Raw genomic sequence first — 24693 nt, 5'->3', positions numbered from 1 at the left:
ATGCCTCTTGATGTTCAGGCCATTCCTGTTCTGTCCGACAATTACGCGTGGTTTTTGCGTGATACGGAAACAGGCACAACCGCAGTGATAGACCCCGGAGAAGCCGCGCCCGTTGTGAACTTTATTGAAAAAGAAGGTGGGCGGCTGGATCTGATCTTGCTCACGCATCACCATCATGATCACACCGGCGGCGCGGAAGCACTTCGCCAGCGCTATCATGCCCGCGTAGCTGGCCCCGCGGCCGAGCAACAGCGCATGCCGCCGCTGGATATTGCTTTGCACGATCAAGACAGCCTTGCCGTAGGGGCCTGTACCGGCACTGTTATTGCTGTGCCGGGCCATACGCTGGGCCATATTTGCTTTTACTTCCCCAACCCACCTTCCCTGTTTTGTGGGGATACGCTGTTCAGCCTTGGGTGTGGCCGACTATTTGAAGGCACCGCTGCACAGATGTTTGAGAGCCTGCACAAGCTGGATGCCCTGCCCGATGCAACGCGTGTTTATTGCGGGCACGAATATACGCAGAGCAACAGCGCCTTTGCCTTACATGCAGAACCACAGAATGCCGCGTTAAAGGAACGTGTAGCGGAGGTGCGCCGCCTGCGGGCCGAAAACAAACCCACCGTACCCTCCACATTGGGGATGGAACGCGCCACCAACCCCTTTTTACGCGCAAAAAACGTGCAAACCTTTGCTCAACTCCGCCGCGAGAAAGATACGTTTTAAACCCTTCAGTTTGCGCGCGCACGCCCTACTTGTGCTCCGGTTTCTTGCGCTGCATGGCGTGCCGCCTGAAAAACAGGTTGCAGGGCAGAAACCGGCAGCGTTCCCAACTGCATGGTGCCGTTACGCAACATTAACGGCATTTGCAGGTTACCGGGTTGTTCCCGCGTAACACGCGCCAGCATGGTGGCCATGCCTGTGGCTTCCTGCGCAGAAAGTGTGCCTTCACGCCGCAAGTTCTCTAAAAAGGGCTGCCAGTTTGCAACGCTCAGCCAAAAATCTCCCGTGGGGTGTAAAAGCTCTCCGCCGCGCACCTGCCCTGTCATTTTCAGGTTCAGATCACGCCAGCGGGCTGTAAAGCGTTGCACCAATACATCTGGCCATGCGGCGGCACCATTGGATGGAAAAATACTTTCGCGCACATTTGTTGTTGGCCCCGGTATGGCAACAGCAGCCTGCACATCCTCCAGCACCGTTTGCCAACCCGTTATGCCCCAACGCTGGGCCTTAACAAAAATGGAGGCGGTGCTTTGTTCCTGCGTGGCCTGCATGTTCCAAAAGGCTTTGCCCCGCACATTTTGCAGCACCATATCACCCATATGGCTGGCACCGGCAGGGAACAGCACATGCAAGAAAGGTGTTTGAAAAACGGCATGGCCCGCCACCCTTCTGCTTAACGGAAGATCCAGTTCTATAGGGTCTCCCTCCATCCGCAACACAACGGGAGTTTCCTCCCCTTCCTGCGCATTATGGAGCGTTTCCATTACCATCGGACTAACCAGCCGCACGTGTACGAAAAAGGGACGCCAGAAAGCTGTATTCGCTGTAACGCGGGTAGCAGCGTAAATGATCTGAAAAGCAGAGGACCGCGCCGCCAATAATGGCGTGCAGACCATACGCATATTTTGCGTATCCAATTGCGCATACCACGGCCACCCATTTACCACGCGGGATGTGTAATGCGTCTGGCACCCTAAGGGCATGGTGTCTGCCTGCTTTTGCAGATACTGCGCGCTTGCCCACCAATAGCTACTTAAAACCAGAAAGCAGCCACCAGCCCCTACAGCAAAACTAAGAAGCGCTTTTTTCATTCACACCCTTTTTCTGAACATTCATGGCGGTTTTCTACAGAGTCTCGGCTTTTATCCACAGGCAAAGGCGCTTCGCCGTTATTCTGTCATATTCAAAACAGTTTGTAGGGGAAAACCTGATGATGCTTTTTACGCGGGAAAATCTTTTCAAAAAAATCCCTGAATATGAAAGACAAAAATAAGACAGACCTGTCATTCACAAAAAATTTACAAAGTATTCATTTTGCATTTTACAGATATTTACAGAAAAACCACCCCGATTACTGATGCAACCGCACACATGCGCAAGGTAAATTCCACAAAGTTATCCACATGCTTTGGGGATTTTATCCCCCGCCATCAGGCTAAGGGCTGAAATGTTTTTTCCTGTTCGCGCCAACCTGCTTCAATATCCGCCAGCAAGGCTGCGCGCTTGGCGGGGCCTACGGCTGGGCCAATAGCAATATGCAAAACGCCAGAGCGTTTGAAAAACGCATTGCGCCCCCAGAACAGACCAGAGTTGGTGGCAACCGGAATAACAGGCAGTTTGGCGTGGTTAGCCATGGCAGCAATGCCCGGTTTAAGTGCTACGTGCTCACCCGGTGCCGTGCGTGTGCCCTCAGGAAAAATAATAATCTGCCGGTCTGCCTTCAGGGCTTTATCTGTTTCCTGCAACAGCATGCGCATGGCCTTAGCCCCTGCCGCACGCTCAATAGGCATCATGCCCGTTAAAACCAGCATGGGGCCAAGCAGCGGAATACGCCGCAGCTCCCCCTTCATCACATAACAGGGGCGGGGCAGCAGCAGCATCCATATCAACGTATCAAAAGCGGATTGATGTTGGGATGCAATAAGTGCCGGGCCATGGGTGGGCAGATGCTCCAGCCCCGTGATTTCCACCTTTACGCCGCAAATATTGCGAAACAGCGCCAAAACCAGCCGAGACCACAATTTTGCATAAGGCAGCGCCAGCCTATGCGCAAACCAGCGAATGGGAAAAGCCCCCACCCCCATAAGCAGCGTAAGCAGAAAAGCCAGAACGTTAAACAGAACGGAACGAAACACAGACATTCAAAAAACCCAGCGCAGCCTCAAAGATCATTCATGACATGTTGCATCTGGACACCAGAAAAAAAGCCCATATGCAAGCAGCAAGCATACAGGTGCTGCATCTGCCATGCCTGTTTCGGCTGGCATCCACCTGCCCCACGCTGTATAGAAAAGCCCGATCTGCACAGGAAGACAGGATAATATGAGCGATTACAAGGTTAAGGATCTCTCTCTCGCTGAGTGGGGCCGCAAGGAAATTTCCATTGCCGAAGGCGAAATGCCCGGCCTGATGGCCCTGCGCGAGGAATACGGCCAAAGCAAGCCGCTGAAAGGCGCACGCATTGCTGGCTGCCTGCACATGACCATCCAGACCGCCGTGCTGATTGAAACACTGGTGGCCCTTGGCGCCACGGTGCGTTGGTCATCTTGCAACATCTTCTCTACGCAGGATCATGCTGCGGCTGCCATTGCTGCTGCGGGCGTTCCCGTATTTGCATGGAAAGGCCTGTCGGAAGAAGAATTCTGGTGGTGCATTGAACAGACAGTGAAGGGCCCCGATGGCTGGACCCCGAACATGATTCTGGATGACGGCGGTGATCTGACCGTGCTGATGCACGACAAATACCCCGAACTGCTGGCCAACGTGAAAGGCCTTTCTGAAGAAACCACAACAGGTGTGCACCGCCTGTGGGAAATGCAGAAAAAAGGCACGCTGAAGGTTCCGGCCATTAACGTGAACGACAGCGTTACCAAATCCAAATTCGATAACCTGTATGGCTGCCGTGAAAGCCTGGTGGACGCAATCCGCCGTGGCACAGATGTCATGATGGCTGGCAAGGTTGCCGTTGTTGCCGGTTATGGTGATGTGGGTAAAGGTTCTGCTGCCTCCCTGCGCAATGCAGGCTGCCGCGTTCTGGTTACGGAAGTAGACCCCATCTGTGCCCTTCAGGCCGCCATGGAAGGCTACGAAGTAGTGACGATGGAAGAAGGTGCCCCCCGTGGTGACATCTTTGTAACCGCCACCGGCAATGTGGACGTTATTACGCTTGACCACATGCGCGCCATGAAAAACCGCGCCATTGTGTGCAACATCGGCCACTTTGATTCTGAAATTCAGATTAACGCGCTGCGTAACTTTACGTGGGACAACATCAAGCCGCAGGTGGACGAAGTTGTGTTCCCCGATGGCAAGCGCCTGATTGTTCTGTCCGAAGGCCGTTTGGTGAACCTTGGCAATGCCACAGGCCACCCTTCCTTTGTGATGTCTGCTTCCTTCACCAACCAGACGCTGGCCCAGATTGAACTGTGGACAGCGCCGGAAGGTAAATACGAAGCCAAAGTGTACACCCTGCCTAAAAAGCTGGATGAAAAGGTTGCGGCCCTGCATCTGGCCAAGGTTGGCGCACATCTGAGCAAGCTGAACAAAGAGCAGGCCGAATATATTGGCGTGCATGTAAACGGCCCGTTCAAGCACCAAGACTACCGCTACTGATTTTTTCAAATCAGAGACACAAAAGGGGTATGGGCCGCCAGTTGGCCCATACCCCTTTTTTATGTTCTGCCTGCTTTGCCTTTACGGGGCAGGCTGCCTTTTTCTGGCCATCTCTTGTAAAAAAACTTAATATTCAGAAAGCATTAAGCGCTCTATGCAACAAGCAATGCTGCTGTATGCTTAGGGGCAGTTGCATGGCTTGCCTTTAAGCATTCTGCTTCATTGTATTGTACAAAGTCATGCTGGCTCTTGCGAAAGGATTTCTGAACATGAGCATTTTTGGCTCCATTCTCTCCGCCATTTTCCATCATGCCAAGGCTGCCACGCCAGACACCACATCCCCCGCCAATGCTGGCGCACAGCCTTCTGCTGCTGCCGCTGCCGCTCCGGGCACCATTCCGCCTGCTGGCACGCCGGTAAATGTTGATGCCGTGCTGGCCGATATGGCTGCAAAAAATGGCCAGAACCTGAACTGGCAGGAATCCATTGTGGATCTCCTGAAGCTTCTGGGCCTCGACAGCTCCTTGGATGCTCGCAAAAAGCTGGCTGGCGAACTGGGCTATACGGGTGACACAAACGATAGCGCCACCATGAACGTTTGGCTGATTAAAGAAGTGCGCCAGAAACTGGCCGAAAACGGCGGTAAAGTACCTGCTGGCCTGTAATATCTGGTAAGAAAAACCAGTTTTACCGGTTAAAATAAAAGGCGTGCTGCTTACGGGCGGCACGCCTTTTTTATTAAGGCATCAAGCAGACACAGGCACATTTGGTTTTAGCCCCAAACCGTAACACCCGGCCCCGGCCTACATTTACCCACGCGCAGCTAATTTGGATGGGCCTGTATTTTCTTTAAGTGCTGCGGTTTTATCAGAATCCTGGTGATAATCTGCCGAATCCACCACCACCACGGCTAAACCCGAAATGGCGGTGGGCTTTCTGTCTGGCCGCAATAGGGCTCTAAAGCGAATATCCACGGCAGCCCATTGCTCATATTCCGCATCTATCAGGCCGTGCTTATCAATAAACACGTTTAACGATGCCGGAATACGAATACAGCCCTCAGATGCCGTATGGCCTAGCCGTTGCTCCAGATAAACGGGATCGGTTGCGTGCATTTCCAACCGGATCTGGCCTTTTTCTCGGCTGGGCAGCCAGCCTTTTTCAGCCCACTGCCAGCCAAAATCCCATACCCGCATGCCTTTGATACCGTTGCCGCGAATACCATTTTCATTTTTGGTGCCCAGCGCGCGGTAACCCAGCCGATCTGCCGTGTTGGTAAACACCCCTGTTGGCGTGATGTAATAATACTTACGCCCCGTTGTGCCAGTAGAAACCTTGGTGCTGCCAATAACCTGCCAGTCTGGATCATTCGGCAAAGCCAGAATCAGACACAGACGCTGCACAGAGGGGTTGCGATCCACCACCACCAAAACCTGTGGCCGATCAATAGTGTACCCGGCCTGTTCCAACTGCTGGCGTGCCAATGCAATCCATGCGGTTTTACGTGCGGTTGAAACTTTAAGGGCTACGGGCACTTCGTGCCGGAAATCCCGCGTAAGGCTATCTGCTTCCTTACGGGCTTCATCATCATCCACCACAGGCATTGGGGGAAGCTGCGCGGCTTCTTCCGGTGGTGGGGTATAAGGCACATGCCCATCCGGGGCTGCCTGCGTGGTTACAGGCGTTTGTGCGCCATCACCCTGTATGGGTGGTTTTTCTGGCCGGGATTCTTCGGTTTGAGAGGCCGCATCTGGCGCAGGCGTTTGGGCCGCAGCAAACCCGCCCGGTGCCAAAAGCAGGCTACCAGCCATTGCCCATACAGTTGGATGCCTTGGCACAAACATGCCACCTCTCTCCCATCTTCTGAATGGAAGAGAGTATGACACCACTTTCAGCTAGAAGGAAACTTTCAGATGTTGATCGCGCGGTTGTCAGCGCCCAACGCGGCTTCCTTCACGGCTTCACTCAGGGTTGGATGTGCGTGGCACACGCGGCCGATATCTTCGGCAGAGGCCCCAAATTCAATGGCCATTGTGGCTTCGGCAATCAGTTCACCAGCACATGGGCCAATAATATGCACACCCAGAACGCGGTCTGTCTGCTTATCTGCCAGCACCTTTACAAAGCCATCCGTCATGCCCAAAGCGCGGGCACGGCCATTGGCCATGAAGGGGAACTTGCCGGTTTTGTAAGCCACGCCCTTTTCTTTAAGCTGCTCTTCCGTAAAGCCAACGGAGGCAACTTCCGGCCATGTGTAAATCACACCCGGAATGGCATCGTAATTGACATGCCCAGCCTGACCAGCCAGCAGTTCTGCCAAAGCTACGCCTTCTTCTTCTGCCTTATGGGCCAACATGGGGCCTGCAATAACGTCACCAATGGCGTAAATGCCCGGCACGCTGGTAGCGTAATGTGCATCCACCTCAACACGGCCACGCTTATCCAGCGCAATACCGGCTTCTTCTAGCCCCATGTTTTTGCTGGCAGCGGTGCGGCCCACAGCAACCAGAACTACATCGGCCTCAAGCGTTTCGGCAGCACCACCGGCTGAAGGTTCAACCGTCAGCACCACGCCTTTTTTGGTTTTTTCGGCTTTGGTCACCTTATGGCCCAGCTTCATTTTGAAGCCCTGCTTCACCAGCAGCTTCTGGAACTGGGAGGCCACCTCATTATCCGTGCCTGGCACCAGACGATCAAGGAATTCAACAACAGTTACATCGGCACCCAAACGGCCCCATACACTGCCAAGTTCCAGACCGATCACGCCGCCACCAATCACGACAAGGCGCTTGGGCACTTCGGAAAGCTCCAGTGCACCCGTGGAGGTGACAATAACTTTTTCATCTATCTCAATGCCCGGCAGATTTGCACTGTTGCTGCCGCTGGCAATAACAATGTGCTTGGCGGTAACGGGCTTGCCATCCACGCTAAGGCGGCCTGTGCCTTCCACCTTGCCGTGGCCTTTCAGCCAGGTGATACCATTCTTCTTGAACAGATATTCAACGCCCTTCACGTTGGCGCCAACAATATCTGCCTTACGGGCCTGCATGCGGGCCAGATCCAGCTTTACGCTATCAATCACCACACCATGAGCGGCAAAATCATGCCCGGCGGCATGGTAGTTTTCGGAAGACTGAAGCAGCGCCTTGGAAGGAATACAGCCCACGTTCAGGCAGGTGCCGCCAAGCGTTGCGCGCTGTTCAACACATGCAACCTTAAAGCCAAGCTGTGCAGCGCGAATGGCGCACACATACCCACCGGGGCCAGCACCAATAACCACTACATCGTAATCTGTTTCTGCCGGAGCCTGTGCTGCCGGGGCCGTTGCGGCAACGGGCTTAGCTTCTTCTGCCTTGGCCGCAGGAGCGGCAGCTTTTGCGGCGGGCGCAGAACCAGCAGCACCGGCTTCCAGCGTAGCCAGCACAGCGCCCACTTCTACTTCATCACCTTCTTTAACGGCATGATTTTCAAGCCGACCGGATGCAGGAGCAGGCACTTCTACGCTTACTTTATCTGTTTCCAGCTCAACAACGGGCTCATCTACTTTTACAGCTTCACCCGGCTGCTTCAGCCACTTCCCCACCGTGGCGGTCGTAACGCTTTCTCCAAGTGTGGGAACTTTAATTTCAATCGGCATGGGTCTCGTCTCGCTCACGTAGGGATATGCAGAAAAATTGGCCGAAGAGGTGCACATTCACCCCTTCGGCAACCACGCTATCAAACTTCAATCAGAAGGCGGCGCGGGTCTTCTACGTTCTGCTTCACCCGCACAAGGAAGCTAACGGCTTCCTTGCCATCTACAATGCGGTGATCATAAGAAAGGGCAATATACATCATCGGGCGGATCACCACCTGCCCGTTCACTGCCACCGGGCGTTCCTGAATGGAGTGCATGCCCAGAATACCAGACTGCGGTGCGTTCAGGATGGGGGTGGACAGCAGAGAACCGTAAATACCGCCATTGGTGATGGAGAAGGTGCCGCCAGAAAGTTGATCCAGCTTAAGCGTACCTTCACGCGCTGCCTTGCCAAAACCTGCAATGGTTTTTTCAATTTCGGCATAGCCCATTTTGTCGGCATCACGGATAACCGGCACCACCAGCCCATTTGGCCCACCCACGGCAATACCGAGGTTTACGAAATCACGGTAGATAACGTCATCACCATCGATTTCTGCGTTAATGGCCGGGAATTCTTTCAGGGCTGCCACAACAGCGCGGGAGAAGATGGACATATAGCCCAACTTGACACCGTGCTTTTTAACAAACGAGTCCTGATATTCGGCACGCAGCGCCATAGCGCCGGACATGTCGATTTCATTAAACGTTGTCAGCATGGCCGCCGTGTTTTGTGCCTCCTTCAGGCGGCGGGCAATGGTGCGGCGCAGGCGTGTCATTTTCACGCGTTCTTCACGCGGGTCATCATTACGCGGCGGCTTGGGGGCAGCGGCTGGTGTTGCAGCCTGTGGGTTAGCCAAAAAGCCCAACACATCACCCTTGGTAATACGGCCACCAAGGCCTGTGCCTGCAAGCTGCTGTGCGCTCAGGCCGTTTTCAGCCATCATCTTGCGGGCTGCTGGCAGAGCGGCACCGGCATCTACTGCTGGCGCAGGTGCGGCGGCCTTAGGAGCTGGCGCTGCGGCTTTTGCCGGAGCAGCCGCAGCTACGGGTTCTGCTTTCTTTTCCGGGGCAGCGGCTTTGGCTGCTGGTGCCGCACCGGCCTTACCGGGTTCCAGAGTGGTTAGCAGTGCGCCCACTTCTACTTCCTGATCTTCCTTGGCAGCCTGCGGGCCCAGAATACCAGCCTGCGGCGCAGAAACTTCTACGCTCACCTTATCTGTTTCCAGCTCAACAATCGGTTCATCTGCCTGCACCGCTTCGCCCGGCTGCTTCAGCCACTTGGCCACGGTTGCTGTGGTTACGCTTTCGCCCAGTGTCGGCACCTTGATCTCGACAGACATCCTGTTCCCCATCTTTTCTTCAAATCCCCGGCGCCATTTTAATTTTTGGCAATGGCGCCGGGGGTGCGCCCGTATTTGCGGGCCGTTTTCTTCAATTCAGCCTAATCCGGTTCAGCCAGACTTTTTCAGCCCTAATGCGCGTTCAACCAAGTCTGCCTGCTCTGCCGCATGAATACGGGCAAGGCCGGTGGCCGGGCTGGCTGCTGCTGCACGGCCCACATATTGCGGGCGGCCTGCCTTATGGCCTGCGGCAACAAGGGCTGCTTCAATCCGCCTGTCTGCAAAATGCCATGCACCACCGTTTTCCGTTTCTTCCTGACACCAGACAATGTCTGCTTCAGGATAGCGCTTAAGTTCGGCGGCTAGGGCTGCTTCCGGGAAGGGGTAGAGTTGTTCCAGACGCAGGATGGCAACATCCTTAATGCCTTTTTCCCGGCGTTCGGCCAGCAGATCGTAATAGACCTTGCCAGAGCAGATCACCACGCGGCGCACCTTGTTATCGGCACCCAGATCATCAATTTCGCCAATAACGGGTTTAAAGCGTGTGCCCGGCCCAAAATCTGCCAGTGCGGAAACAGCAAGTTTGTGCCGCAGCAGAGATTTCGGTTCCATCAGGATCATCGGCTTGCGGTAATCCAATTTAAGCTGGCGGCGCAGAGCATGGAAGTAGTTTGCTGGCGTGGTGATGTTGCAAACAAACATGTTATTTTCAGCGCAAAGCTGAAGATACCGTTCCAGACGGGCAGAAGAATGTTCCGGCCCCTGCCCTTCGTAACCATGCGGCAGCAGCATGACCAAACCGGACATACGCAGCCACTTGGTTTCCCCCGAAGCAATAAACTGATCGATAATTACCTGAGCACAGTTGGCAAAATCACCAAACTGGGCTTCCCACAGCACCAGCGTTTGCGGGTTGCGCACGGAATATCCGTATTCAAACCCAAGCACGCCGTATTCTGAAAGAAGCGAGTTCCAGATTTCGATTTGCGCCTGCTTGTCCTGAATGTGGTTTAGCGGCGTAAATGGTGTCTGGTTGACCTGATCCGTCCACACGGCATGACGCTGGCTAAACGTGCCACGCTGGCAATCCTCACCAGAAAGACGCACACGGTGGCCATCCAGCAGCAGAGAGCCAAAGCCCAGAGCCTCACCAGTTGCCCAGTCAAACCCTTCACCCGTGCTGAACATATTTGCCTTGGCCTTAAGCTGGCGGGCAATTTTGGAATTCAGGTTGAAGCCTTCTGGCACTTTTGTAATGGCTTCGCCAATCTTGCGCAGCGCATCCAGTGCAACACCTGTTTCAGGGAAGGCGCGTTCCGGATCATGCCCGGCAGCCACAAGGCCTTTCCAGCCACCTTCCAGCCAGTCTGCCTTGTTGACCTTATAAGACTGAGCAGCCTTGTAATCTTCATCCAGCTTGGCGTGGAAGGCATCCCACTGGGCCTTCACTTCGTCATCCGTCACAACGCCTGCTTTTACAAGGTGTTTTGCATAAAGCGTATGTGGCGTATCATGCGCGGCAATGGCTTTGTACATCACCGGCTGCGTAAAGACGGGCTCATCCGTTTCGTTATGCCCGTGGCGGCGATAGCAGATGATATCCAGCACAATGTCGCTTGCAAAAGCCTGACGATAATCCGCAGCAAGGCGGGAGACGTAAATGACCGCCTCGGCATCATCACCATTAACATGAAGCACGGGGGCTTCAATGGATTTTGCAACATCGGTGCCGTAAACGCCCGAATGCCCACATTCTGGATTGGTGGTAAAGCCAATCTGGTTGTTCACCACCATATGGATGGTGCCGCCGGTGCGGTAGCCCGGCAGTTGGGACATAGCAAAGGTTTCGTAAACAATACCCTGCCCGGCAAATGCCGCATCACCGTGGATGATAACGCCAAGGCTGGACAGGCGTTTTTCTGTATCGCCCGCATCATCCTGAATGGCGCGCACCTTACCGCACACAACCGGATCAACCGCTTCCAGATGGGAAGGGTTGGGCTGGAGGGAGATATGCACCGCCTTGCCTGCTACATCCACATCTGTGGAGGAGCCAAGGTGGTATTTAACGTCACCCGAACCTTCAACATTGTCTGGTTTGAAAGAACCACCAGCAAATTCGTTAAAGATGGCCACGTAAGGCTTGCGCACTACGTTCACCAGCGTGTTCAGGCGGCCACGATGCGCCATGCCGATGGCAACGGATGTCACCCCCTGGCTGGCGCAGGAATCAATAATAGCGTGCAGAGAAGGAATGGAGATTTCCCCCCCTTCCAAACCAAAACGCTTCGCACCCACGTAGCGCTTCTGGCAGAAGGCTTCAAACCCTTCTGCTTCGGTCAGATTGGCTAGGATAACCTTCTGCTCTTCCACCGTTACGCGGGCGCGCCAGTTATCGCCTTCCAACCGCTTACGCAGCCATTCGCGCTGTTCATGGTTACGGGCATACATGTATTCCGCGCCAATGCTTTCGCAATACACAGAACGCAGCGCCGCAATAACCTCGGAAACCTTGGCCGTGTTCTTGCCCTTGAGCAACGGATCAAGCAGTGATCCAATAAACACTTCGCGGTTTAGGTCTTTTTCACCAAAACCGTATGATGCGGGATCCAGCTCTTCGGTTTTATGCGGCACCTTCAGGCCCAGCGGATCAAGCGAGGCTTCCTTATGTCCGTATTCACGATACGCACGGATCAGCCGGGCAATGGCCAGGCTATCCTGCGCGGCCAACCCACCAGCCGGGCCACCTTTTCCTTTTGGAGCGGGTGCGGGTTCATCCCCCGTGATAATGGAAGGGCGTGGCGCCCAAGAGGCTCCAACGGCATCCTTCAGCACTGCGGCTTCATCATCGCCCAGCGAGCTGAACAGAATATCGAAGGACGGATCTACACTTTTAGGATCCTTCGCCCACTGGGCATACAGATCCGCAAGGTAAGCGATATTGGCACCGTTAAGAGCGGTTGCCAGTACGTCCGAAACCGCCATCTCACATTCCTCCTTGCCGCGGGGCACATGCGCACCGTTGGCCAGATATTGCGTTGTTCTCCACCGTAAACCGGACCATTTTTTCTTCACTCCGCCCCATAGCGCGGAGCGTCCCCTGTGTCCTTTTTGCCGGAAAGCCATCCCGCTTCCGGCTTGTTCTGCATCAAAGAGCTAGACCGCGTATGTGGCGGGAACAAGGGCGTGGGATGTCACGCTCTAGAGAGGCTATGAGCCTGTTGCGCAGCCTGCGCCCCATGCTCCAGCCAGCTTTCACTTCCCATCTCAGCGAGACGTGATGCCGTACGGGCAAACGCATCTGCACCATCCCCATCTGTAAACAACTGGTCGGGCTGGGCATCAGCCGAGGCAAACAGCAGATTTCCGTTGTCATACAAGGCATCTATGAGCGTGATGAAGCGCCGGGCAAGGTTGGCATCATCCTGCCCCATGCACGGAATGTTATCGACAATCACCACCGGAAAACGCTTGGCCAGCGCCAGATAATCATTCGGCCCACGCGGTTTGCCACACAAAGAGTTGAAATCAAACCGGCACACCGGGCCTGCCGCCATATCCACCTCAAACACGCGCCCACTAAATTTTAGGTCTACCGGGCCGGGCTTTTCATCTGCTGCATAGCGGGCAAAAATTCTGTCCAGCCTGCTTTTGGCCTGAGAATCCGCAGGCACAAGCCATGTTTCACGGTCTTGCTCGCGCCCACGGCGATAATCACGCTGCGAATCCAGCTCAATCGTATCCAGTTCGCGCTGGATAATGGCAATAAACGGCTTAAACGCATCTGCGCCGGGGCGGTTCTGGAACAACTGCGAAGGATCTGTGTTGGAGGTGGCAACAATAACCACCCCATTAGCAAACAAGGCCTCAAACAGCCGCCCCAAAATCATGGCGTCGGCAATGTCATTCACCTGAAACTCATCAAAGCACAGAAGCTGCGCCTTGCTGGCGATGGTTTTGGCCAAAGGCGGAATGGGATCTGCCATATTGGGGTTGGCGGCTTTAAGATCATGCAGATCACGGTGCACATCCTGCATGAAGCGCAAAAAGTGGATGCGTTCCTTTTTTTGCACGGGTGCGCAGGCGTAAAACAGATCCATCACCATGGTTTTGCCGCGCCCCACACGGCCCACAATATACAGCCCACGCGGGCGCGCCGGGCGGGTGGCAAACGTATCTGCCTGCGGGCGCAGCCTGCGGGCCAACCCAGCCAAAAGCCCCTTGGCTCTGCCTTCTATCCCTTCCACAGGAGGCGGCGCAGCCGTGGCGGGCATGGAAGCAAGCTCCTGCCACAAGGTGTTCAGCCGCGTTACAACGCGCAGCTGGTCTGGATCACTCTTCAGTTCCCCTGCCGCAATACGCTGCTGGTAAACTGCCAATGGCCCCAGCCGTATTGCGGCCGATGCCCCGTTCATGTCTGTCTGTGTCATAATCCTGCCCGATAACGGCTCCACCGCACTTTCCGCAAGCGTACAAGCCTCTCCTAACCGTGTCGTGACAAAAAGCGCCACATCTGATGCAGTTGTGATCGGTTTAGACCACATAATTCAGAGAGGCGATCATGACAGACTGGAATGCTTACCGTGCAAACATGGCACAGAATGTCAAAACGCTGGCGTCCCTAACACCCAATACTCTTAAAGGGCTGCAAACGCTGGAAACACCCCTACCAGAAAAAAAGCATCTGGATGATAAAACGCGTGAACTGATTGCACTGGCCGTAGCTGTTACCACCCGGTGCGATGGCTGTATTGCCGTGCACTCCGCCGCTGCCAAAAAAGCTGGTGCAACCAAGGAAGAAATAGCCGAAGCCCTTGGCGTGGCCGTGGCGCTAAATGCAGGGGCCGCCCTTGTTTATTCCAGCCGCGTGATGGAAGCGTTTGAAGATACGCCAGAATAAGCCCCTTTTGCTTATTCTGAAGGTGCTAGTGGCAGAACAGGCATACCGTGGCCGCCGGGCTTTAACATCCAAGGGCGTTGCCCACGCCATGCACGGTCTGTTCTGACCACATTGCCGCTTTTATGCAAAAATATTGCTTCTGCCCCGTTTTCCCACGCTGAAAACCGATCCAGCCTTATAGGCGCATTCAGACAGGAAACACGTAAGGGTGCCACGCTGATAACCACATCCGCACCCGTACATATATCGATAGGCAGAAGTAAACGCCCATCCGAGGCATCCTGCCTGCGCACTACAACATCCTGCCCATGCAGCAACGCCACGCAGGTATCTGGCGTGTTTTCTGCTCCGCATGTAAGGGCACCGTCGGGCGTTTCTCCCTCCGGCGGAAATATGCCTACGGGTTGAGCAAAATATTGGCCCCATGCCTGCATAACAGGCCGCGCTGCACGGGATTGGCCCATGACATATATTTTGTCAGACTCTCTTATCCCTACCAACCCACCATCCGGGCTGATAATTACATCTGGCTGCACTAAAAGCCACGGGCTTACCATACCCAGCACCAAACCAGCGCACCCAGCCCAACGCCAGCGCTGCCGCCACAGACATATCCAGCACAGGCCCAACATAACGGCCAGAAGCCCCCACCCCGGCATGTGCGGCACAACCACACGCGCAGCAGGCCAATGCGCCACCATATGCGCCAGCCATATAACGGGGCGGATACCCACACCCAGCAGCCATAAAAACGGGGCATCCATGTGGAGGGGCATAAACGCGAGGGCAATTAAGCCAAGCGGCATAATCCACACAGCCATCAGCGGCACAGCCACCATATTGGCCACCACAAAAAATGGCTGAATAACGCCAAAATGCGCCATAGCCACCGGTAAGGTGGCACATCCTGCCAGCACGCTGGTCAATGCCAAAACAACGCTATGCCACGCCAGCCAGTGCCCAAGCCCTGTTGTGCTGGCCCGCCAGCGCGTAAGCTTTGGCTGCAACACCTCATACCCGGCTACCAGCGCCATCACTGCCGCCATAGACATCTGAAACGCAACACCCATCACCACCTGCGGCATCCATAGCACCAGCACACAGGCCGCCACCGCCAAGCCGCGCATGGAAACAACACGCCGCCCCGCCGCAACGCCCAGCACGGCAACTGCGGCCATTAACAGGCTGCGCTGGGCAGGCAGATGCGCCCCTGTCAGCAGCACATAAACCAGCCCCACATCCCATGCGCAAAAGGCGGCCAATGCCTTACAGGGCCAGCGCAAGGCTGTGTATTCCGTAGTCGCCAAAAGCAGACGGCTAGCGGCCATAACAATGCCCATCACAATACCCAGATGCAGCCCTGCAACAGCCAGAAGATGCGCCAAGCCAGAGGCTGCAAAATCTTCCCGCAACTGTTTTTCTACAGTTTCGGAAGCCCCCACCAGCACGGTGGCAGCCACACCACCTTCTGGGCCGGGTAGAATGGTATGGATGCGGGCATTTATGCGTTCGCGCAGGTTTTCAAACCACAATTGCAGCTTATGGCCTTGTGCCGGCACAACAAGCTGCACAAACCCCAAAGCCCGGCCACTTCCCGCCTGATTGGCAAACCATGCCTCAAACTGTCTATCCCGCGCGCCGGGCAGCACTGGAAATGGAGGGGGCTGCAAAAGAACCTTAACCCGAAGGTGATCTCCCACCCGCAGCGCAGCCGGATCATTGGGTTGGAGATACACAGAAAGCACGCGCCGCAGCGGCGGCATGCCATCATCCAACGCATTGTAAAAAACGGTCTGCGCCAGATCTACTCTGCGCTGGAACGGGGCATCCGTGCCATCTTCTGGCGGCAACAGGGCAATGGCCTGCACTGTGCCCGATATTTCTGTGGCAAATCGGGGTAAATCGGGCATAGGCGTATGCCTGTGCGTGCCACCCCACGCCGCGGCAAACCCAATAGCCACAGTTATGCACCCGCCCCAGAGCAGACGCCCCCAAAGCGAATAACGCCTGCGCCATGCCGCAATACTGGCCAGCACAGCCACACCACACGGCAGCACAAACCCCACCGGCAGGTTGGGTTCTGTGTGCAACAGGCCAAAATACAGCACCGCACCCAGCGCCAAGCCCACCGGTGCCCACAACACCAGCCGCCTTTGTTCCTGAACAAGCAAAGAATGCAGGTGTAACATCAAGCGTGGCATATGGCTCCTTGCGCTCGCGCATGGTATGGAACCACCCCATGACCACCATCCGTACACGCTTCGCTCCGAGTCCTACAGGCCTGCTGCATATTGGCAACGCCCGCGCAGCCCTGTTCAATTTCCTCTTTGCCCGTCATCACGGCGGCGAGTTCCTCCTGCGTATTGAGGATACCGACCGTGAGCGTTCCACCCAACAGGCTGTAGACGTTATTTTTGACGGTCTGGCCTGGATGGGGATTGAACCGGATGAAGAACCCGTCTTCCAATCCTCGCGTGAGGCGCGGCACCGGGAAGTTGCCCTTGAGCTGCTGGAAAAGGGCCTCGCCTATAAATGCTATTGCACGCCGGAAGAGCTGCACCAGATGCGTGAGGATGCCAAGGCCAAAGGCCTGCCCCCACGCTATAACGGCATGTGGCGGGATCGGGACCCCTCCGAGGCTCCGGCTGGCGCACCTTTTGCCGTGCGTATTAAAGCCCCGCGTGAAGGGGAAGCCACCATTCATGACCTTGTGCAGGGTGAAGTGCGCGTTGCCAATGCCGAACTGGATGACATGATCATCCTGCGATCCGATGGCACCCCCACCTATCAGCACGCCGTTGTGGTGGATGACCACGATATGGCCATTACCCACGTTATCCGTGGTGATGACCACTTAACCAACACCTTCCGCCAAGCCATGATCTACCGCGCCATGGGGTGGGATCTGCCACGCTTTGGGCATCTGCCGCTTATTCATGGCCCGGATGGCGCCAAACTTTCTAAACGCCACGGCGCGCAGTCTGTGGTGGAATTCCGTGAAATGGGCTACCTGCCCGAAGCCCTGTGCAACTACCTGTTGCGTCTGGGCTGGGGGCATGGAGATGCAGAAATCCTCTCTAGAGAAGAGCAGATCAAGCTGTTTGATATTGATGGCGTTGGCCGCTCTCCTTCCCGCATGGATTATGCCAAGCTGCTGCACATCAACGCCGTATGGCTGCGGCAGGCGGATGATGAACGCCTGACCAACGATGTGATGGAACGCTTTAAAAAGATGGACGGCGTAAGTGTGGATGAAACCACCCGCGCCCGCGTGGCTGCCCTGATGCCGGGGTTGAAGGAACGCGCACGCACGCTGGTTGAACTGGCAGAAAGTGCGGCTTTCCTTGGCCGTCAGGTGCCGCTGGCATTCAATGACAAAGCACAAAAGCTGCTCACGCCAGAAGCCCGCACCATGCTGGGTGAACTGGCGCGTGATTTGGCCGCCGTGCCAGATTTTACACCAGAAGCCATTGATACCACCTTGCGCAACTTTGCTGAAAAGCATGAACTCAAGCTGGGTAAAGTAGCGCAGCCTGTGCGTGCCGCCGTTACAGGCTCCAACACATCCCCCGGCATTGATGCCACCCTGCAAGCACTGGGCAAGGATGAAACCCTCGCCCGTTTGGGAGCCGTTCTGCATGGCTAGCTTTCCCGGCCGCCACACCCGGCATCTGCTCGGGCTGGAAGGCATGACGCCCGACCAGATTGAGCCTTTGCTGGATCTGGCCGAAAGCTATGCCCTGCTCAACCGCTCCCGCAAGGTGCCGCGTGATGTGCTGCGGGGGCGTACCCTTATCAACCTGTTCTTTGAGGACAGCACGCGCACCCGCACATCTTTTGAGCTGGCGGGCAAGCGTTTGGGGGCGGACGTTATCAATATGTCCGTTGCCCAATCCTCTGTGAACAAGGGTGAAACCCTGCTGGACACCGCCGCCACGCTTAACGCCATGCGGACAGACCTGCTGGTGGTGCGCCACGCTCAATCCGGCGCACCGGCCCTGCTGGCGCAAAAGGTGGAAGCCAGCGTGGTAAATGCGGGTGACGGCATGCACGAGCACCCCACACAGGCCCTGCTGGATGCGCTCACAATTCGCCGCCACTTGGGCACACTAGGCGGGCTAAAGGTAGCCATTTGTGGGGATGTAGCCCATTCCCGCGTGGCGCGCTCCAACATCTTCTTGCTTACAGGCATGGGCAGCACGGTGCGGCTTGTTGGGCCACCCACACTGGTACCCGGCGCCATGAAGCAACGCGGGGTGGATATCTTCCACAACATGGAAGAAGGCCTCCAAGATGTGGATGTGGTGATGATGCTGCGCTTGCAGCGTGAGCGCATGTCCTCTGGCCTTATCCCCAGCGCGCGTGAATATTTCCGCTTTTTCGGGTTGGATCAGCGCCGGTTGCAGTTGGCCCGCAAGAATGCGCTGGTAATGCACCCCGGCCCCATGAACCGCGGCGTGGAAATAGACAGTCTTGTCGCTGATTCTGACCAGAGCGTAATTCAGGAACAGGTTGAAATGGGCGTTGCCGTGCGCATGGCCGTTCTGGACCGCCTTACCCGCAGCAGGCCCGCCGCATGAATACCCTTTTATTTGAAAACGTCCGCCTGATAGACCCCGCATCCGGGTTGGATCAACCCGGTCGCCTGCTGGTGCGTGATGGCGTTATTGTTGGCACAGATAAAGCCGGAGCCGAAGGCGCACCGGAAGAAGCCACCGTTATTGATGGCAAAAACGCTGTGCTGTGCCCCGGCCTTGTAGATATGCGCGTAGAAATTGGTGAACCGGGGTATGAATACCGTGAAACCGTTTCCTCCGCCGCGCGGGCCGCTTCCGCCGGGGGTATTACCACCCTTGCCGTGCTGCCCACCTGCAAACCAGCCATAGATAACCCGGCCCTTGTGCGTATGCTGCGCACCCGTGGGGAAGAAACCGGAGCCATCACCATTCTGCCCTACGGTGCCCTTACCAAAGGGTGCGAAGGCAAGGAACTGGCCGAAATTGGCCTGCTGCACGAAGCGGGAGCCGTGGCCTTTACAGATGGCGCACGTGCGCTAGACCCCGCGCGGTTAATGCGGCTGGCCCTTTCCTACGCCAGTGGCTTTGGGGCCATGATTGTACAGCACCCTGAAGAACCTTCGCTGGCAGGCTCTGGCTGCGCCACTGCTGGGGCTTTGGCCACACGGCTGGGGTTACCCGGTATTCCCGCAGCGGCAGAAGCCATTATGATTGCGCGGGATATGCGGCTGGCTGAACTTACGGGCGGGCGGCTGCATTTTGCCCATGTTTCCACCGGTGAAGGTGTGGCCCTTATCCGCCAAGCCAAGGAACGCGGGTTGAATGTAACCTGTGATACCGCGCCCCCGTATTTTGACCTGAACGAAAACACGATTGGTGATTTCCGCACCTACGCCAAGTTCTCTCCCCCATTGCGGAGCGAGGAAGACCGGCTGGCCATTTGCGCCGCGCTGGCAGATGGCACGATAGACGCCATTGGTTCAGACCACCTCCCGCGTGATGCAGATGACAAGCGCCTGCCCTTTGCGCAGGCCGCAACCGGCGGCACAGGTTTGGTAACGCTTCTGGGGGTTACGCTGGCACGGGTGCATGATGGCACGCTCACACTGCCTCAGGCTCTTTCTTTGCTAACCCATCGCCCGGCACAGTTGCTGGGTGCAGAATGCGGCACGCTGGCCATTGGCGCTGCGGCTGATCTGTGCTTGTTCGATCCCGAACAAAGCTGGCTGGTGGAAGCTGGCAAACTGCCGGGCCGGGCGCAAAACACACCCTTTGATGGTCGCCCGCTGGAAGGCCGTGTGCTTGGCACATGGAAAGCAGGCCGCCGGGTTTATGAGGCAGGGCAGGCATAATGGACTCCCTGCCCCCTTATGCCTTAAAGCTTATCGCGGCCATGGCGTTCATGGGCTACACGCTGGGCAGCGTGCCCTTTGGGCTACTCCTTACCAATCTGGCTGGTGCGGGAGATTTACGCAAAATTGGTTCCGGCAATATCGGGGCCACCAATGTCTTGCGCACGGGCCGGAAGGATCTGGCAGCAGCAACGCTGCTGCTGGATGCTGCCAAAGGTTTTTTGGCAGTCGCCATTGCCTGGATTATGACGCCGCCTGATTTTTCAGACAACACCGTAACCGTGGCTGCACTGGCCGCTGTGGTGGGCCATTGCTACCCGATTTTTCTGGGGTTCAAAGGCGGCAAAGGCGTTGCAACCGGGCTGGGCGCCATGCTGGCCCTTTCTCCGCTTACCGGGCTGGCTGGCTGCGCCACATGGCTGGGTGTTGCCAAGCTGACACGCATTTCCTCTGCCGGTGCCTTAGCGGCCTTCATCATCATGCCGGTGGTGGTGCTCGCACTTTATGGTTTTTCCTTTCATGCTTCCCCCAAGCCATTGGCTGCTGTGCTGATCAGCGTGTTGGTGATTGCGCGGCATCATGAAAACATTGTCCGCATTTTTAGCGGGAAAGAACCGCGGATTGGTGAGAAAAAGCCGTGATCTGCAACTTGGCTATCTGATTTTTCGCATATGACATCTCTACCCGCCTGCCTACGTCTGGCCCGTACTGAACAGGTTGGCCCACGCACATGGCGGAAACTGGTAGATAAATACGGCTCTGCCGCAGCAGCGCTGGAAGCCCTGCCTTATCTGCCAGTGCGGGGGCGTAACCAGCCGGTTATGCCGTCGATGGATGTGGTGATGCGGGAGATAGACGCCACCTTGCAAATGGGTGGCTGTTTTCTGACACTTTTTGATACAGATTACCCTGCTTTTTTACGCCAGATTCCGGATGCGCCGCCTGTGCTAAGTGTTCTGGGCGATGTTGCATGCCTTAGCCGTGCAGGAGTCAGCATTGTGGGGGCACGCAATGCCTCTGCACAGGGCATGCGACTGGCAGAAAGCCTTGCAACAGAACTGGTAGAAGCCGAGCTAAGCGTTATTTCCGGCTTGGCGCGCGGCATTGATAAAGCCGCCCATAAAGGGGCGCTCCATCGGCTGGGCTGCACCGTAGCCGCCATTGCCGGCGGGCTGGATTGCCCCTACCCACCAGAAAATGCCAGCCTTCAGGCAGAAATTGCCCAAAAAGGCGCAGTGGTAACCGAAGCCCCACTAGGCACGGCCCCTTTGGCGCGCCACTTCCCGCGCCGTAACCGGCTTATTGCAGGCTTGGGCCTTGGCTGCGTGGTGGTGGAAGCAGCACCCCATTCTGGCACACTCATTACTGCCCGCATGGTAGTAGATTATGGGCGGGAGTTATTTGCCGTTCCCGGATCACCGCTAGACCCGCGTTGCAGGGGCAGTAACAATCTTTTGCGTAATGGCGCTGTTTTAACAGAAAGCGTGGCAGATATTTTGCCGCATTTGCCGCCTGTTGTTCCTCAACCTACTGGCTCTACACACTCCCTTTCCAGCGTTACCGCACCACGCCAGAAAAAATCTGCATCTGCTGCGCAAACTGGCCTGCCTTTTGTTTCAGACCCTCCGGAGCCTGCATTTTTTACTTCTCCCCAAAATGTGGATGAAAAAGAGCCAATTGCCTTAAAACCGCATTTTTCAGCGCCTTCCACCGCACAAGATGTGCGCGAAAACCTGCTTTCGCTCCTCTCCTTTACGCCCATAGCGGTTGACGATCTGATAAGGCGCTGCCAGTTCTCGGCTTCTGCCGTGCTTGTCGCGCTCACGGAACTTGAGCTTTCTGGCTGCGTCTCCACTTATTCTGGGGGCATGGTCGGTCTGGCGGATAATCAGGCAGAAACGGCAGGGTAAGTGCTGCTTGCAGGCAGGTCGGAGAGAGTATGACTGACGTTGTTGTGGTCGAATCGCCCGCAAAGGCAAAAACGATCAACAAATATCTAGGTGATGGCTACACGGTGCTGGCCTCCTTCGGGCATGTGCGCGATCTGCCACCCAAGGATGGCTCCGTGCTGCCGGATGAAGACTTCACCATGAAGTGGCAGTCTGATGAACGGGGCATGAAACAGGTTGCCGCCATTGCCAAGGCGCTTAAAGGCGCCCACCGACTGTATCTGGCCACTGACCCTGACCGCGAGGGTGAAGCCATTTCGTGGCATGTGCGCGCTATGCTGGAAGAACGCAAAGCCCTGAAAGGGGTGGATGTTCAGCGCGTTACGTTTAACGAAATTACCAAATCCGCCATTCGGTACGCCATGGAACACCCGCGGGATCTGGATTTCCCGCTGATTGAAGCCTATCTGGCCCGCCGGGCGCTGGATTATCTGGTGGGCTTTACGCTTTCCCCGGTGTTGTGGCGCAAACTGCCCGGCTCTCGCAGTGCGGGGCGTGTGCAATCTGTGGCGCTCCGCCTGATTTGTGAGCGCGAAGCCGAGATTGAGGTTTTTAAGCCGCGGGAATACTGGAGCGTTATTGCATCGCTGCTTACCCCTGCGGGTGCCGCCTTTACCGCACGGCTAACGCATCTGAACGGCAAAAAGCTGGATCAGTTTGATCTGCACAATGCCGAACTGGCCGAAGCTGCCAAAAAAGCGGTGGAAGCTGAAAACCTTGCCGTAAAATCTATTGAGCGCCGCAAGGTTCGCCGCAACCCGCAGCCACCGTTCACCACCTCTACGTTGCAGCAGGAAGCCTCCCGCAAGTTGGGCATGAGCGCGCAAACCACCATGCGCACCGCCCAGCAGCTTTATGAAGGCATGGATCTGGGCGGTGAAACTGTAGGTTTGATCACCTATATGCGAACCGATGGCGTGACGATGGCGCAGGAAGCCATTAATGCTATCCGTCAGCATATCGGCCAGAAAATTGGCACGGAATATGTGCCCGCCAAGCCGCGTATCTATACTTCCAAGGTGAAAAACGCGCAGGAAGCGCATGAGGCCGTGCGCCCCACAGATGTTTCCCGCACGCCCGACTCCGTTGCTCGGTTCCTGAACAATGATCAGCGCCGGTTGTACGAACTGGTATGGAAACGTGCAGTTGCCAGCCAGATGGAAGCCGCATCTCTGGATCAGGTGGCGGTGGATATTGCTGGCCCCTCCGGCCAGACCGTACTGCGCGCCAATGGCTCCATCATCACGTTTGAGGGCTTTCTCAAGCTCTACCGTGAAGGGCGCGATGATACGGAAAAAGCAGCGGATGATGATGCCCGTATGCTGCCCAGCATGCAGGAAAAAGACCCGCTCAAGCGCGAAAAAGTGGATGCCGAGCAGCACTTCACCCAGCCGCCGCCGCGTTATTCCGAAGCATCGCTGGTCAAAAAGATGGAAGAGCTGGGTATTGGTCGCCCCTCTACCTATGCTTCCATCCTGACCGTATTGCAGGATCGCAGCTATGTGCGGCTAGAAAACCGCCGCTTTATTCCCGAAGCGCGCGGGCGTCTGGTTACGGCCTTCCTTGTCTCGTTCTTTGAGCGATATGTGGATACGGGCTTTACCGCCAGCCTTGAAGAACTGCTGGATGATATCTCCGGTGGCCGCGCACAGTGGAAGCAGGTTCTGGCAGCATTCTGGAACGATTTTTCCAAAGCCGTATCCGGCACCAAGGAACTCACCATTACCGATGTGCTCAACGCACTCGATAAGGACTTGGGGCCATTCTTCTTCCCCGATCGGGCGGATGGATCAGACCCGCGGGTTTGCCCTTCCTGCGGCACAGGCCGCCTTGGGCTGAAGCTCGGCCGTTATGGCGCATTTATTGGTTGCTCCAACTATCCGGAATGCCAGTACACCCGCCGCTTAACAGCAGATAGCGCCGAAGAAGGTGATGATGCCGCCCTTAAGGACGGTATGCGCCTTTTGGGCCAGAACCCGGAAACAGGTGAGGATATTACTGTGCGCCAAGGCCCGTGGGGCCTGTATGTGCAGCAAGGGGAACCCAACCCCGAAGACAAAAAAGCCAAGCCCAAGCGTGCTTCTCTGCCCAAAAACATCAATGGGGAAAGCATTACGCTGGATCAGGCCCTTGGCCTGCTTTCCCTGCCCCGCCTTGTTGGCGTTCACCCCGAAACGGGCGAGCCCATTCAGGCCGGGCTTGGGCGCTTTGGTCCATTTGTAAAAATGGGCGCGGTATATGGCTCTCTGGACAAGGACGATGACGTTCTAACCATCGGCCTGAACCGCGCTGTGGATGCACTGGCCAAAAAGCTGGCCTCCATCCGCAATCTGGGTGTGCACCCCAAGGATGGTGAACCGGTTATGGTGCGCAAGGGCCGCTTTGGCCCATATGTGCAGCATGGTCAGATAGTAGCCACCCTGCCGCGCGGCACAGATATGGATGCCGTAACGCTGGATGAGGCCGTGGCGCTGTTGGTAGACAAGGGCAAACCTCTAAAAGCCAAGGCTGGCGCCAAAAAGAAAACCACCACCAAAACAACGGCCAAAAAGAAAACCGCAACCAAAAGCACAGCCAAGGCTGATGAAGACGGTGCGGAAAAAGCGGCGCCCAAGAAAAAAGCACCCGCCAAAAAGAAGGCCACCACCACAACGCGCAAGAAAAAAGCCGAGACCGAGTAA

General features: G+C 56.1%; 18 protein-coding genes. 10 read left to right on the top strand and 8 right to left on the bottom strand.

What is annotated here, in order from left to right:
• Window positions 1-726: a hydroxyacylglutathione hydrolase gene (gene gloB / locus FKW31_RS09360; protein WP_150178390.1), complete on the top strand. Its 726-nt coding sequence runs from the start codon at window positions 1-3 to the stop codon at window positions 724-726.
• A 5-nt stretch (window positions 727-731) separates the two neighbouring features.
• Here the strand turns inward: gloB and FKW31_RS09355 are convergent, their stop codons facing one another.
• Both FKW31_RS09355 and FKW31_RS09350 read right to left on the bottom strand, forming a co-directional pair.
• Window positions 732-1814, bottom strand: a complete 1083-nt coding sequence (locus tag FKW31_RS09355) for a DUF2125 domain-containing protein (RefSeq protein WP_150178389.1) — start codon at window positions 1812-1814, stop codon at window positions 732-734.
• A gap of 339 nt (window positions 1815-2153) precedes the next feature.
• Window positions 2154-2864, bottom strand: coding sequence for a 1-acyl-sn-glycerol-3-phosphate acyltransferase (locus FKW31_RS09350; protein ID WP_150178388.1), 711 nt, complete (start codon window positions 2862-2864; stop codon window positions 2154-2156).
• A 181-nt stretch (window positions 2865-3045) separates the two neighbouring features.
• Here FKW31_RS09350 and ahcY point away from each other — a divergent pair, with 181 nt between their 5' ends.
• Entirely contained in the window at window positions 3046-4335 is a 1290-nt protein-coding gene (gene ahcY, locus FKW31_RS09345; protein ID WP_006116224.1) for an adenosylhomocysteinase, read from the top strand.
• 269 nt (window positions 4336-4604) lie between these two features.
• A complete protein-coding gene (locus tag FKW31_RS09340; RefSeq protein WP_035354235.1) occupies window positions 4605-5000 on the top strand; it encodes a DUF3597 domain-containing protein in 396 nt (131 codons plus the stop codon).
• 144 nt (window positions 5001-5144) lie between these two features.
• Here FKW31_RS09340 and FKW31_RS09335 read toward each other — a convergent pair whose 3' ends face one another.
• From FKW31_RS09335 to zapE, 5 genes are all read right to left on the bottom strand, one after another.
• A complete protein-coding gene (locus FKW31_RS09335) occupies window positions 5145-6179 on the bottom strand; it encodes a L,D-transpeptidase (RefSeq protein WP_150178387.1) in 1035 nt (344 codons plus the stop codon).
• A 65-nt stretch (window positions 6180-6244) separates the two neighbouring features.
• Window positions 6245-7972: a dihydrolipoyl dehydrogenase gene (gene lpdA, locus FKW31_RS09330; protein ID WP_035354020.1), complete on the bottom strand. Its 1728-nt coding sequence runs from the start codon at window positions 7970-7972 to the stop codon at window positions 6245-6247.
• An 80-nt stretch (window positions 7973-8052) separates the two neighbouring features.
• Window positions 8053-9294 (bottom strand): 2-oxoglutarate dehydrogenase complex dihydrolipoyllysine-residue succinyltransferase, encoded by a 1242-nt coding sequence (odhB, locus tag FKW31_RS09325; RefSeq protein WP_063353745.1) that lies wholly within the window; start codon window positions 9292-9294, stop codon window positions 8053-8055.
• A 111-nt stretch (window positions 9295-9405) separates the two neighbouring features.
• A complete protein-coding gene (locus FKW31_RS09320; protein ID WP_063354873.1) occupies window positions 9406-12279 on the bottom strand; it encodes a 2-oxoglutarate dehydrogenase E1 component in 2874 nt (957 codons plus the stop codon).
• A gap of 209 nt (window positions 12280-12488) precedes the next feature.
• Window positions 12489-13838: a cell division protein ZapE gene (gene zapE / locus FKW31_RS09315; RefSeq protein ID WP_006116233.1), complete on the bottom strand. Its 1350-nt coding sequence runs from the start codon at window positions 13836-13838 to the stop codon at window positions 12489-12491.
• A gap of 17 nt (window positions 13839-13855) precedes the next feature.
• On the opposite strand from zapE, the gene FKW31_RS09310 reads away from it, so the two are divergent.
• The gene (locus tag FKW31_RS09310; RefSeq protein WP_006116234.1) at window positions 13856-14194 is read left to right on the top strand and encodes a carboxymuconolactone decarboxylase family protein; all 339 of its coding nucleotides are present in this window, start codon (window positions 13856-13858) and stop codon (window positions 14192-14194) included.
• Window positions 14195-14205: 11 nt separating this feature from the next.
• Here FKW31_RS09310 and FKW31_RS09305 read toward each other — a convergent pair whose 3' ends face one another.
• On the bottom strand, window positions 14206-16395 hold the full coding sequence (locus FKW31_RS09305; protein WP_150178386.1) for a ComEC/Rec2 family competence protein: 2190 nt from the start codon (window positions 16393-16395) through the stop codon (window positions 14206-14208).
• 38 nt (window positions 16396-16433) lie between these two features.
• On the opposite strand from FKW31_RS09305, the gene gltX reads away from it, so the two are divergent.
• The 6 genes from gltX to topA are packed head-to-tail and all read left to right on the top strand — an operon-like array spanning window position 16434 to window position 24693.
• Complete coding sequence (gene gltX, locus FKW31_RS09300; protein WP_035354241.1) at window positions 16434-17840, top strand: glutamate--tRNA ligase; 1407 nt, start codon at window positions 16434-16436, stop codon at window positions 17838-17840.
• A complete protein-coding gene (locus FKW31_RS09295; protein WP_035354029.1) occupies window positions 17833-18774 on the top strand; it encodes an aspartate carbamoyltransferase catalytic subunit in 942 nt (313 codons plus the stop codon). Before gltX ends, FKW31_RS09295 begins: the two co-directional genes overlap by 8 nt.
• Window positions 18771-20063 (top strand): dihydroorotase family protein, encoded by a 1293-nt coding sequence (locus FKW31_RS09290; RefSeq protein WP_150178385.1) that lies wholly within the window; start codon window positions 18771-18773, stop codon window positions 20061-20063. The genes FKW31_RS09295 and FKW31_RS09290 overlap by 4 nt, the downstream gene beginning before the upstream one ends.
• A complete protein-coding gene (gene plsY / locus FKW31_RS09285) occupies window positions 20063-20704 on the top strand; it encodes a glycerol-3-phosphate 1-O-acyltransferase PlsY (RefSeq protein ID WP_089178743.1) in 642 nt (213 codons plus the stop codon). Before FKW31_RS09290 ends, plsY begins: the two co-directional genes overlap by 1 nt.
• A gap of 30 nt (window positions 20705-20734) precedes the next feature.
• Window positions 20735-21973, top strand: a complete 1239-nt coding sequence (gene dprA, locus FKW31_RS09280) for a DNA-processing protein DprA (RefSeq protein ID WP_150178384.1) — start codon at window positions 20735-20737, stop codon at window positions 21971-21973.
• A 29-nt stretch (window positions 21974-22002) separates the two neighbouring features.
• Window positions 22003-24693: a type I DNA topoisomerase gene (gene topA / locus FKW31_RS09275; protein WP_150178383.1), complete on the top strand. Its 2691-nt coding sequence runs from the start codon at window positions 22003-22005 to the stop codon at window positions 24691-24693.

Source organism: Acetobacter sp. DmW_136, from assembly GCF_008690365.1.
Taxonomy (GTDB): Bacteria; Pseudomonadota; Alphaproteobacteria; order Acetobacterales; family Acetobacteraceae; genus Acetobacter; species Acetobacter oryzifermentans.
This window is presented reverse-complemented; position numbering and strand designations above follow the sequence as displayed.